Source organism: Glaciecola sp. HTCC2999, from assembly GCF_000155775.1.
Taxonomy (GTDB): domain Bacteria; phylum Pseudomonadota; class Gammaproteobacteria; order Enterobacterales; family Alteromonadaceae; genus Opacimonas.
This window is the reverse complement of the sequence record NZ_DS989812.1, coordinates 193,640-206,448: the sequence shown is the minus strand read 5'-3', so window position 1 is coordinate 206,448 and position 12,809 is coordinate 193,640. Positions and strand designations below refer to the sequence as shown.

12 protein-coding genes and 1 tRNA gene are annotated in these 12,809 nt (G+C 41.7%); 4 read left to right on the top strand and 9 right to left on the bottom strand.

Annotated elements, in window-relative coordinates:
* Positions 1–61: 61 nt before the first annotated feature.
* Positions 62–1,705 carry an AMP-binding protein gene (locus G2999_RS07260; protein ID WP_010180227.1) on the bottom strand — a complete coding sequence of 548 codons (1,644 nt, stop codon included), beginning with the start codon at positions 1,703–1,705 and terminating at the stop codon, positions 62–64.
* Positions 1,706–1,994: 289 nt separating this feature from the next.
* On the bottom strand, positions 1,995–3,293 hold the full coding sequence (locus G2999_RS07255) for a ribonuclease J (RefSeq protein WP_029257445.1): 1,299 nt from the start codon (positions 3,291–3,293) through the stop codon (positions 1,995–1,997).
* 180 nt (positions 3,294–3,473) lie between these two features.
* Between G2999_RS07255 and G2999_RS07250 the strand changes: the two genes are divergently transcribed.
* Positions 3,474–4,214 (top strand): DUF3307 domain-containing protein, encoded by a 741-nt coding sequence (locus tag G2999_RS07250; protein ID WP_010180224.1) that lies wholly within the window; start codon positions 3,474–3,476, stop codon positions 4,212–4,214.
* On the opposite strand, the gene G2999_RS07245 is transcribed toward G2999_RS07250, so the two are convergent.
* From G2999_RS07245 to G2999_RS12140, 4 genes are read right to left on the bottom strand one after another with little or no spacing between them, the layout of a single operon-like run.
* Positions 4,211–5,302: an SMP-30/gluconolactonase/LRE family protein gene (locus G2999_RS07245; protein ID WP_010180222.1), complete on the bottom strand. Its 1,092-nt coding sequence runs from the start codon at positions 5,300–5,302 to the stop codon at positions 4,211–4,213. The two genes, G2999_RS07250 and G2999_RS07245, sit on opposite strands and share 4 nt — an antisense overlap.
* A 13-nt stretch (positions 5,303–5,315) precedes the next feature.
* Positions 5,316–7,037, bottom strand: coding sequence for a family 16 glycosylhydrolase (locus G2999_RS07240; protein ID WP_232222431.1), 1,722 nt, complete (start codon positions 7,035–7,037; stop codon positions 5,316–5,318).
* Positions 7,038–7,047: 10 nt separating this feature from the next.
* On the bottom strand, positions 7,048–8,286 hold the full coding sequence (locus G2999_RS07235; protein WP_010180219.1) for an ABC transporter permease: 1,239 nt from the start codon (positions 8,284–8,286) through the stop codon (positions 7,048–7,050).
* Complete coding sequence (locus tag G2999_RS12140) at positions 8,283–9,017, bottom strand: ABC transporter ATP-binding protein (protein ID WP_010180218.1); 735 nt, start codon at positions 9,015–9,017, stop codon at positions 8,283–8,285. The genes G2999_RS07235 and G2999_RS12140 overlap by 4 nt, the downstream gene beginning before the upstream one ends.
* A 158-nt stretch (positions 9,018–9,175) precedes the next feature.
* Here G2999_RS12140 and G2999_RS07225 point away from each other — a divergent pair, with 158 nt between their 5' ends.
* Entirely contained in the window at positions 9,176–9,715 is a 540-nt protein-coding gene (locus tag G2999_RS07225; RefSeq protein WP_232222430.1) for a DUF3299 domain-containing protein, read from the top strand.
* A 32-nt stretch (positions 9,716–9,747) separates the two neighbouring features.
* Positions 9,748–10,251, top strand: a complete 504-nt coding sequence (locus tag G2999_RS07220) for a hypothetical protein (RefSeq protein ID WP_010180216.1) — start codon at positions 9,748–9,750, stop codon at positions 10,249–10,251.
* A gap of 27 nt (positions 10,252–10,278) precedes the next feature.
* Here G2999_RS07220 and G2999_RS07215 read toward each other — a convergent pair whose 3' ends face one another.
* Positions 10,279–10,854 (bottom strand): DUF2796 domain-containing protein, encoded by a 576-nt coding sequence (locus G2999_RS07215; protein ID WP_010180215.1) that lies wholly within the window; start codon positions 10,852–10,854, stop codon positions 10,279–10,281.
* Between the two features lie 129 nt (positions 10,855–10,983).
* Between G2999_RS07215 and G2999_RS07210 the strand changes: the two genes are divergently transcribed.
* A complete protein-coding gene (locus G2999_RS07210; protein WP_010180214.1) occupies positions 10,984–11,949 on the top strand; it encodes an endonuclease/exonuclease/phosphatase family protein in 966 nt (321 codons plus the stop codon).
* Between the two features lie 25 nt (positions 11,950–11,974).
* On the opposite strand, the gene G2999_RS07205 is transcribed toward G2999_RS07210, so the two are convergent.
* Together G2999_RS07205 and G2999_RS12135 are read right to left on the bottom strand one after the other, a co-directional pair.
* Positions 11,975–12,051, bottom strand: a tRNA-Pro gene (locus G2999_RS07205).
* Positions 12,052–12,106: 55 nt separating this feature from the next.
* A partial coding sequence (locus tag G2999_RS12135) for an NAD(P)-dependent alcohol dehydrogenase (protein WP_010180213.1) occupies positions 12,107–12,809 on the bottom strand: 703 nt, incomplete at its 5' end.

Sequence of the window (12,809 nt, the reverse complement as noted above, 5' to 3'; positions counted from 1 at the left end):
ATTAAAAAGCCCTCATTAACGAGGGCTTTTACATTTTAGCGTGTATATCAACAACGATGCTCTAATCAATAAAAGCGACTTTGTTACTATACTTAGCTTGAATGACATCAGAAAAACGTTCTTCTAGCACATGACGCTTTACTTTTAAGGTCGGTGTGAGTAACGCATTATCAATTGTCCATTCGTCTTTTAATACAATAAAATTATCCATGCGCATATGACTTTCAAGCGTACTATTCACACGTTCTAATGTCTGTGATAATGATGCGGATAACTCATCTCGAGAAAGTTGGCTCGCTTCTGCTGAAAGTACCATTAATGCAACCGGTTGAGGTAAATCCCCTCCAGTCACACACACTTGTTCAACATTGATATTTTCAACAATTTTAGCTTCAATTGGGGCAGGTACTACGTATTTACCTTTGGAGGTTTTAAAAATTTCTTTTAAACGTCCGGTAATTTTGACAAAGCCTTCGTGATCTATTTCGCCTTTATCCCCAGTGCGTAAATATCCATCTTCGGTCATGGTTTCAGCTGTTTTTTCAGGTTCTAAATAATAACCCAGCATGACGCAAGGCGCTTTGACTTGGATTTCACCTTCTTCGGAAATACGTATATCCACGCCATCATACGCTTTGCCTATCGTGCCTACTTTATCTGAACGAAATGGGACGGCAGAAGTGCCATAAGCAGAGTTTTCAGTCATCCCCCACCCTTCAGAAATAGTAATGCCTAATTTCTCGAACCATCGAATAACCGCAGGAGCTAGAGGTGCTGACCCCGATGCAAATAAACGTGTCGAATTAAGCCCTAAGCCAGATCTAATTTTCTTAGCTACTATGCCTTTAATAATTGGAATACTTAAGAGTAAAGATAGTTTTTTCTGTGGCATTTTTGCCAGTACGCCCATTTGGAATTTTGTCCATAAACGAGGCACGGAAACAAATAACGTTGGTTGTGCGTTGACCACATCATGATTGAATGTATCTAATGATTCAACGAAGGTAACTTGCATGCCTGAATAAAAGCTGGCCAGCTCAATGATGACTCGCTCAGTGATATGAGCAAGCGGTAAATAACTCATCACTCGGTCAGAGCTATCACATTCTAATTGGGCTAAACAAGCATGTGCAGCCCAGTTAATGGTAGCAAAACTATGCATAACGCCTTTCGGTTGGCCGGTAGAGCCTGATGTATAAATAATCGTCATCAGCTCGTCTTTATCACGCGTTGGATTATCAGCTAATGGGGCAATATCTGTAAATTCTGCCCAAGACGTTTTTCCAGGAATGCCTTCATACGGAAATGATACTGTCGGCATATCTTCAGGAATCGGCGCAACTGCTGACTCAATATTATCTAACTTACCAACAAACATCAGTTTTACGTCAGCATGCTTTAATACATAATTAATCGTATCGCCACCGGCTGTCGCGAAAATAGGTACAGAAACGTGCCCTGCCATCATGATCGCTAAATCAGTGATAAACCACTGCGCACAGTTTTTAGAAAATATACAAATACGACTACCTGGTGCTAGAGATAAGGCTTTTAATCCTGCGGCGACCTTGCGCACCTCAAGACCGATCTCGGCCCAAGTAAAACTGTGAATTTTGCCGTTAATGGGTTGACGTAAATACACGTCATTTGGATGATTGGTTTCCCAATGGTAAAGCATATCTAAAGGAGATTTAAACTCTGTCATTATTTTATCGCTTTTTATTATTATCGAATGGCACTGAAGCTCTTAGTTGACCATATGTAATTAACATTTAATTAATATCATACATAAGAACAGCAAATTTGCTAATTAATTGTAACCAGTTTTTGGGTAAATTACTGCTCAATTGTTGTGTTTTCTTTACTTTTTTGTAGATGTTTGAGTAAAAATTTTCATTCTGTATTGTTTTTCAAATTTTTAACAACCGGTAACTATGCCATGATATTAAACGAGCAAATGTATCACATTGATAATATATGACGGTTACGTGGTGCTACCTTTTTACCGCAATTCGTTTAGCGTTAACCACACCACGTTTGATCATCACCGGCGACGAGAGTTGAAACAGGTCCCCATTTTGCCCGACTAAACTGGATTTAACACCTGTAACACGCGCTATTTCACCGTGTCGTTGTAAATGTTCAGGTTCACCATGCACAGGCACGCTAATCAAAGGCTTGACCCATTGGTACATACTTTTTAATTCCTGTTCATTAGGATGACCGGATGCATGAATCGGGAGTACCGCATCATGCGCTTGAACCACTTGAATTTGTCGTGCGATGAAAGCATTAACTAACTGTTCAATGGGCTTTTCATTACCAGGGATCGTGATCGTACTAAATATAATCGTATCTTTGGCGCTTAAAGATAAATCACGGTGAGTATCTTTTGCCAATTGTCCCAGAGCTGCTCGGGGTTCACCTTGAGAGCCGGTAGCCACTACTAACACTTCCTCTTCAGGTAAGTAGCCGACATGGCGACGATCAATCATGATACAGTCCTCAGGCCAATAACCCGTTCGTCGTGCAATGCCTATCATATTCACTAATGAGCGACCAAATACTGCCATTCGCCGACCGGTTTTTTGGGCCACGCGAGCAATCGTAATTAAACGCGCAATATTTGAGGCAAAGCACGTCACAACCACGCGTTTTGGCGCGCTATTGATATAATGATATAACCCTGATTCGCAAGCACTTTCAGACACAGAATTACCGTGTTTTAACGCATTAGTTGAATCACATACCATCGCATCGACATTTAGTGAAGCAAGATGCATAAAATGATCACGATTGACGCCCTCTCCCACCACTGGGTTCGAATCTAACTTCCAATCTCCAGTATGAAATACTTTTGCCGCAGGCGTGGAAATCATCAAGCCACAAGGTTCAGGTAATGAATGAGTAATCGGTAACCACTTAACACTAAATGGCCCTATGGTGAATTCATCTAACGGCTCGATTTCAACAATATCCACTAGATGCCCAAACTCGACTTCACTGAGTTTTCGACGCAACACTTCAGCCGTAAATTTAGTGGTATAGATAGGTTGTTTAAAGCGCTCCCATAAGTAAGGGATCCCACCGACATGATCTTCATGCGCGTGAGTAATAATGATACCAGCAAGTTGATCTCGTCGGTCTTCAATAAATGACGGATCTGCTGCGACTAACTCATGTCGCTTAACGTATTCATCTTTATCATGTGCCGGATTAAGCGGTGAGTTAAAGGTTAATCCACAATCAACCATTAGCCATTGTCCATTATGACCATAAAGATTAAGATTCATCCCAATTTCGCCGCATCCACCCAATGGTAAAAACCAAAACTGCGTATGATTAGGCGTTAGCTGAATGGCAATAAATCACCTCAAATATAAAGTTTATATATGCGTTATCATAGCATTCATCGAATGGTACATAATGAATTTTTCGATGAATAAAACAATGAATTGCTCTATCATATAGTGATGATTATATTTTTACTTTTATTTATCGCCCATTGTCTCGCGGATTATTACCTGCAACGTCATAGTTGGATAATGGATAAAGTCGCTCATCACGAGCGTTCGATTGGGTTGCTGTGCCACATGTTGACACATGTACTGCTGACGGGTGCCACATTATTTTGGCTGGTTGGATTTAATTGGTCATGGTTGATAGTGGGGATCTGGGCGTTAATTATCAGTACCCATTATGCCATCGATATTTGGAAAACTTACCAAACCTTCACCTTACCTTATTATTTAGCGGACCAAATTAGTCATATTCTCATTTTGATTTTGGCCACTTATTTACTTATTGATGGGCATGTGATCCCTGAGACCACTATTAATTTATTAGATTCTTACCAGCGTCCGATCATTTGGATCGCAGCTTTGATATTTTTAGCTAATCCAATGGCCATTACCATTATGGTGATCTTGATGCCTTTACGTGAAAAAATGCATCAAAAAGATAACACTATCGCCATTAGTCCATCAAAAGAAGGGCATTATGTTGGGATCATTGAGCGCACTATCGTGTTATTTTCCGTCGGTACTGGTCAGTACGTGATACCGGTATTACTGTTTATCGGTAAGTTGTTTGTGCGTTTGCGAGAAGAAAAAATACTCGCAAAACCTCTGCATCGTCAGTATGTCATTTTTGGTACAAGCACCAGTATAATTAGCGCCTTATTATTAGGTTTGTGGGTGCATAGCTTTACCTAATCTAATGGCATCACAGCAATATGATCCTGACGCAGTGAACTGACAAATAACTGCCCACCGTGCGGTAAAGCAGTCGTAATCGAGGTGTAAGCATGGGCAGTTTGCAAGTTTTCTAGCACATTTCCTGATGCATCCAACGCAATCACCATGCCATATTCAGAAGATGGTTGAAACCAATTAGCAGGGATCCCGCCTAATACTCGTCTGACGAACGGATACGCTGCCAACTTCTCTACAAGCGGGTCACGTAAATTGATTAATCCCACCCAATAAGCACCATATGGATCACGATAAATATTGTCTGGCATACCTGGCAGTTCGTCGATAAAAACCGATGTAGTCCCAACACTCTCTCCGGTAAGGGCGTATTTTAAAATCCGTGATTTACCGGTTTCGTTCACTAACAGATAATCATTTTGTTCATCAATAGCAACGCCGTTTGCAAAAAACAAATTATCCATCAGCAACGTTAATTGCTCCGTTCGAGGATCAAAAGCAAATACTCGTCCTGTCATACTCGTTTCAATAAAATCATACACAAAATTGTGCATACCAAAGCGCATAGACGCATCTGAAAAGTAGATAATGCCATCGTTACCAACGGCGAGATGATCCACAAATCTAAGTCGTTCGCCCTGATACTCGGTCACTAAAATAGAAATGCGCCCTGACGAGTCCATTTTCAGTAAACCCTTTATTGCATCTGCAATGATTAAATCGCCTTGAGCATTAAAGCGCAATCCTAATGGTCGGCCTTGGGTATTATTCACTAATTTTGCAGTCAAATTAATATCAGCGGCGGTTGGGTCAAACAGCACAATATCGCCATTTTCGTAAGCCGTATAAATCATTCCATCAGGCCCTAACGCCATGTCCTCAGGGCCATTACCTTGATTAGGTAAAATAGGTATCAGTGCATCCAAACGGTTATTTTGGGCATATACCCCCTCGAGTGCTCGAGGAGGATCAGGCTGCCAAATTACAGGCTCTACATCAGAGATGATATACAAGGAACTGATGAGTATGAATATCCCTGCAACTAATACGTATAAAAGGGATTTAATCGCATTAGTAACAGAGCTTAACATCATTATTTCCTTATTAATTTGCCAATGGACGGCGACGTTGATACATACATATCCCTAATAGCGTTAACAACAGTAAGCTCATGCCGCCACCACTACTACCTGAGTTACTAGCTGAGTTCGCCGGAGTATTGGTCGTTGTGGTATTACTACTTCCCGTAGAGGAGCCTGTTGTACTTGAGCCACCTGAACTAGTACCTGACGAAGTATCCGTATTACCAGAAGTATTGGAGTTATCCGTGTTACTGCCAGAACTTGAACCAGAATTATCAGTAGATGAATTACCTTGAGTAGATTCTACCGTCTTACTAAAATAAATGTTATCCAAATACACAGTGCCACTGCCAGTGACTTTTAATTGAAAGGTGTTTGTTAAATCGACGACTGACGCATATTCAGATAAAGGAATAACCACTTGTTGCCATGAACCTAATTCTACCTCTATCGCAACATGCGTTTCTTTTGGGCCAGGGCTAATTAAATACATAGCTAACCCAGAGGCATCGTTGGTCCAATAATCAAAATGCAAGTTATCCATATCTGACACATCTTGTTTATTATTTTCAAAATCCGTGCCTTGGTAATTTAATCCTGAATATTTAAGCACAGTATCACCTTCATACTGCACTTGAGTGACTTGAGTCGCCTGTCCCCAATTAGGATTATAATCAATAGTCGCTATGTTATCGTACCAATCGCTGAATAACGCAATCACGTTCTCGGCAGCTGATGCAGGCTCTGGCGCGGCTTGCTGTGGCTCTTCAAACACTTCACATCCTTGATTATCAACACGCACATCTGCTGGCGTATTGGGACACTGGTCCACACTGTTTGCCACGCCATCCGAGTCAGCATCAGCAATCATTGGCGTAGTTTCATTACAGCCTGTTGCGCCATTTGCAGAACTTGCAACACAGTGGGCAACATAGTCGACTTCCATGGTAGCTATGTCGAGTGTCGGATCAATGGCTCCACCAATATTACCACCCATTGCTACATTGATTAGCACAAACATAGGTTCTTTGTATTGTGGACATGAGGAAATATCATGTTCTTTTACCACTTGATCATTCAAAAAGAACTTAATGTTCTCAGGCGTCCATTCAATCGCATACACATTAAAATCTTGTACATCAGACACACCGCCGGGATATTGTGGTCGGAACTCGCTGCCACAGCCACCGGTATTAAAGAAGTTGGTAATATAGCTACTACCATTACGGCCATACCATTCCCAGATATCAATTTCGCCAGCCCCTGGATTAGGCCAATTTACGGTATCATTATCGCCTTTAATCGGCTGCTCTGCGATCCGGTTTTCTAATGCCCAAAATGCAGGCCAAGTCCCACCACGTAATTCTTCAAATTTGATACGTGCTTCAATACGTCCATATAAAAATTCCGCTTTATCTTTGCTGTTTAACCGCCCTGAGGTCCATGGCCGGTTAATGTTATTTAATCCTTCACAATTCACTGCACCGCGACGAGCGATAATTTTCAATGTCCCATTTGAGACGTCATAATTACGTAAGGCTGAACTATCATCATCGGTATAACATTGAATTTCGTTATTGTAATTAGCATTAGTTTGCGCCGTCCAATTATTCCAATTGACGGATATGCCATCAAAACGTTCGATCCATGTTGCTTCCCAGCCCGCTTGAGCGCTAGTCAATGGGATACTGATCAGAGTACAAACACCTAGAGTCGCGAATGCCTGACGTAATAATACTTTCATTTGGTACATATTAACCTTTATATAATTGTGTATGGAGGGCATTTTTGTACGCCTCAATACCTGGAAAAATCGACACCACTAATGTGGCAACAAACACCATCCCTGTTATCATGAATATATCCGTTGAGAAAATATCATGACTTAAAAACAACCCAAACTCGGCCGCAAGCCAGCCTTCAGTTCCCATTAATGTCAGCGTTAACAACGCCATTGACGTCATTACCGATAAAGCAACCAAAATGAGCGCTTCTAATAAAATCAACATTAATATTACCACAGGCCCTGCACCTAACACACGAAAGACCGCAATCTCCGCTCGTCGCTCATTCATCGACGCTAATAGCATCGTGGCTAAGCCAAACAATGATGAAATTAACACCAATGCTGCAATCACCCTCAGTAGATTTTCTACCGTGGACATCAAACTCCATAATTCAGCCATCGCCACCCCCGGCAGTACGGCCATTAAGCGATCTTCTGGATAGTTATTGATATTACGTTGTAAGGCAAAGGTAGCAAACTTACTGTTTAAACCAAGCATCACAGAGGTTATATTATCCGGTTGAGGCGCCAAAGCATGATTATCGATGACCGCTTGCAACTTATTGGGCGATAAATGAATTGCTTCAATCCCTGGTAGACTGACATGGACAGTTTTATCCACTGGTGTACCCGTGGGCGCTAAAATACCACTGACCACAAAAGGCGATGTATCATGATTGGTAAAGCTTGTTGAACCAATGCCGTGCGCAATGACGATCTTATCACCCACTTCATATTTGAGGGCATGCGCGACATCAGCCCCAATAACCGCTTCAAATAAATGTTCAAATGGCTTGCCGCTAGCAAAATTTAACGGTTGTTTATTACCATAACGAAAATGCGCAAAATAAGCGTCGTTCGTCCCCATCACACGAAAACCACGATGCGAATCACCCAGCGAGATAGGTATGGCCCATTTGACCAAATCATTGTCTCTTAACATGGTAAAACTATCGTATTCGATATTATTAGTGGGACTGCCCATTCTGAACACTGAGTATAATAATAAGTTTAGCTGACCACTCGGCGCGCCAACAATCAAATCCACGCCAGAAATAGTACGATTAAAGCTTTCCTTAGCTTGCAACCTTATATGCTCGACACTGAGCAATACCATGATACTGATCACCAATGAACAAAAGGTTAAGAGCACCGTTTTTTTACGACTGAGTAAACTATGCCATGCCACAGAAAGTAATGTATTCATGACGTCACCTCCGAGCATGAATCGATTTGCTGCGAGGTAGATTGGGCTAAATGTGCTGACACTTCATTGAGTTGGGTTAAATCGACTTTATGTTCAAAATACTCGCCTAACGCTGCATCATGACTGACAAAAATTAAACTGGTTTGCTCCGCTTCGCACATATGCATTAATAACTGCATAAATGCATCACGCGCCGATGCATCGAGCGCTGATGTTGGTTCATCCACTAACAATAATTTAGGCTGATTAATTAAGGCTCGAGCAATCGCGACTCGCTGTTGCTGACCCACGCTCAATTGGTTAACTCGCTTATGTAAGACATCTTTAGGCAGTCCTAATGTATCGATTAACGATTGAGCGCGAGATAATAATTGTTGAGTCTGAGCGCGAGAAGCACGTGCGAAATAGGCCGCTAATTGAATATTTTTAAACACCGTTAAATAGGGAATTAAGTTGAATTGTTGAAATACCACGCCGATATGTTGCGCTCTAAAGGTATCACGCTGACGATTTGTCATCGTTGCTAACGCTTCACCAAATAATGCAATACTGCCGTTGGTGGGTACTAAAATCCCACATAATAAATTGAGTAATGTCGTTTTGCCTGAGCCTGAATCGCCATACAAAAATACACGCTCGCCCTGCCCCAATGACCATTGCGGGATTGATAATATCGACTTATCGGTTTGATAAGCATAACTTAGACTATTTATCGCAATCGCTGCGGTCATAAATGACACTCCGAAATCTATTATTGTTATTGAGTGATGTTATAACATCGATATTGTTTTAAGCCATTATTATATGTAATACTTGATTTTACAATCATCGATAAACATTGGGATGTAAACCTCTGATGAAAATGCTGAAACTACCGCAGTTGTGTCTTATGTTAGTGAGCCTATGGTGCTGCTTATATACCGCCACATTACATGCCAAAGACTATATCGATATTGAGTGGACTCAGCTGATGCCCGCTGATGACTTAGCTGCGTTAATGAATCCTCCAGAGTTTATCGTCGATATTGAAGATGGCACTGCACAAGATAGCGTTGCTGCGTTAAGTGAACTGAGTAAAGGCAATGATACCGCTACACGATTTAAAGAAGCATTGCAGTCCAGTCGCGTCATTCGCGCATTCAATGACCAAGATATTCGCTTACCCGGGTTCATCGTCCCTCTTGAATCTGATGAGAATCAGCGCGTAACTGCATTTTTTATTGTGCCGTATTTTGGCGCATGTTTACATTTACCGCCGCCTCCGCCAAACCAAATCGTTTACGTGGAATACGCAAAAGGTGTAGAATTACCCAGTCTCCAAGATCCATTTTGGTTTGAAGGGACGATTATTATCGACCAAACTGAAAATGACTTAGGCAGTTCAGCGTACACTATGAAATTGGACAGTGTCCGTCCATATGAAGGTTAATGATGTCAGCACTGATAAAGGTGACAGATACAATGATAAATCTTAAAAGAAATACTTTGAAAGCCAACGCCTTATTTTACACAGTTTTGTGTACAGGCCTCATATTCACCAGCCCGATCAGTATAGTGCATGCTTGTGATTTTCATGACCAGCCATCATTTGGTGGATTTCGTAGCATTGGCGGATTTGCCCAATCCCATCCATTAATGAAACAACATATTGCACAAGCGAATTCGCCTCAATTAACCTTGACTCATGACCGGAAATTGAACGCTTCGCTCGCTAAACCTGATAGTGTTGATATTACCTATCATCTTCCAGTCGATTTTAATGATGCATCACTGCGCTTTACGCATAGTGACGGGGTAGAACTTGAGACGCAAGGTCAGGTAGTCATTGATCAGTTAAATGGTACCTTTACACTCAATTATGTGGCCAACAAGCCGGGTAAACATCATATCCTTGTCTGGGCGGATGCCACGAAACAAACCTTACCTTATTCAAAAGTACAACGCATCGAACTTGACGTTAACTAACCGCGCTGTGCGCATTGGGTAGTGTAGCTACAATCGCACTTCCGTAGCATTAGGTGTCAAAATTAAAGCTCCTTGACTGGCATCGGTGATCCATTGAACTTGTAATTTAGTCAATGACGACGCTAATGAAAACAATTGGATATCGGCGCTTTTGATCGGACTGCGGCATTCCATCTCATACGCAATGGCCACATCGGTATGACTGACTTTATCGCTATGCTCATGCTCATCTTGATGATGTTTAGTGTGATCATGTTCATATGGTTCGTCGGATAAGTGCGTTAATTTATCCCTTAATTGATGCATTACCTGGGTAATTTTACATTGCTTAGGTAACACCAAAAAAGGCGTCACTCGTTCTGCATCTTTGATTAACCTTTTTACCGTATCAACCTCAGCTTGAGTTTGAGGTGCATGTTCAAACCCTAACATGTCTGCAGCAGGAAGAACAAATTCAAAACGCCATGCGTTATCATCTTGAGCAATGAGTAATTGTCCTTCGCTATGAATATGCGCATGATGCTGTGCATATGCTGACCATACCACACTGATATTGGCAGCCATGCTAGCTACAATGATGCCTAAACATGATTTCAACTTCATGATAAATTCCCTTAAGAGTGCTTGATTGTTAATTACGGCATAACACTTGCCAACATATGACATCCTAACATAACATGAGCGTTCCAAAAGTGAAGCCTTTCACCTATTTTACAAGATAAAGGAACAGATATGCCTGTTACTCATTCACTAAAAGCTGGTCTGATCATGCTCAGTGTTTTATGCACCCAAGGGTGTGTTATCAACATTGAAGAGAATCAATTTGAAGAGTTAGATTTTAATCCACAACGAGAAATGATGGGTTCATTTGAGCCTTCTCAATTAACTGTCGCGACTTGGAACGTTGAGCATCTTGCCTATCCCATTAATACTGGGTGTAAACCTCGTACTGAATCCGATATTAATGCCATGCGTGAATATGTAAACAACGTTGATGCTGATGTATTTGCACTGCAAGAAGTCGCTTCTGAACAAGCCGTGCGATTATTGTTCCCTACAGATACGTGGCAGGTGTTGATGTCACCTAGACCCGACAGTGAAACTTATGAGTGTCGTGGTTCCGGACGCGAATCCACCCAACAAAAAATCGCATATGCGGTCAAAAATGGCATCAACATTAATAGTGTTAAGGGACTTTCTGAATTGGGGTTAAATAACCCTGGCTTACGCTATGGCTTAGAGCTGACTATTCAATCTGAGTTGGGTGCTATTAAACTATTAAATGTGCATATGAAAAGTGGTTGTTTTGTCGATAACTATAGCCGTTCAGACCGCGAGTCATGTCAAACCTTTGCTCAGCAAGCGCCGATTTTAGATGCGTGGGTCGAAACCCAAGAAAGTGAAGATATTCAGTACGTATTATTAGGTGATTTTAATCATCGACTCAGCGCACCGTATAATCATCTTACTCGTCAATTAATGACCAATTCTGACGGTTCGGAATCTACTTTATATAACACGACTGGTCAATTAATCGGTTGTCATCCCTATTATCCTGCACCCATTGATTTGGTGTTTGTTGGGGGCATGAGTGACAATAAATATGACTACACGTACCAAGCACACACATTTAATAATATGGCGCCTAAAGCCATGTTGAGTGACCATTGTGCTGTGTCTTTGCAGATAGAGAGATAATAAGAATGTCTGGGGAAAGGATTAATGGTCGGTGTGAGAGGATTTGAACCTCCGACCCCTGACACCCCATGACAGTGCGCTACCAAGCTGCGCCACACACCGACCGAAGACACGCATTATAGGCAAATGCGTGTAAATTTCCACTGTTTATATGGATTTATTTCCAATCCGCTTCAAGCACCACTCGATAACGTGCGTCGCCTTTTTCCATATGTGCAAATGCCTCATTAATTTGTGAAAATGGAAACAAGTCAATTTGCGGTTTAATGTCATGTTGCACAGCAAACTCCAACATCTGTTTGATCGTCGCTGGCGAACCTACTGGAGAGGATGAGATACTCTTTTGACCACCCAACATATTAAATACGCCGATATTTAATGGCTCTAATGCCGCCCCAACAAAATGTAAACGTCCTTTAGGTTTTAATGTTGCTAAATAGGCGTTCCAATCAAGTGCCACGTTGACTGTAGAGATAATTAAATCAAATGAATTAGCTGCTCCTGCTAATTCAGCAGGGATAGTCGAGTTAATGACATCATGAGCTCCCAAAGTGTAAGCCTCTTGGGCTTTAGAATCACTGGAACTAAACGCAGTCACCTCACAGCCCCAAGCTCGACAAAATTGCAAAGCCATGTGCCCTAACCCACCAATACCAATCACTGCGACTTTGTCTGTTGGTTTAATATTGAACTGAACCAATGGATTAAATACAGTGATCCCACCACAAAAAAGTGGACCTGCTAGGCTCAAATCCATCCCATCAGGTAATGCGACCACTGCGGTTGCATCTGCTCTTACGGTTTGAGCAAACCCACCATGACGACCAATAATGGTGCCTTGAGCTGCACCACAAAGATTA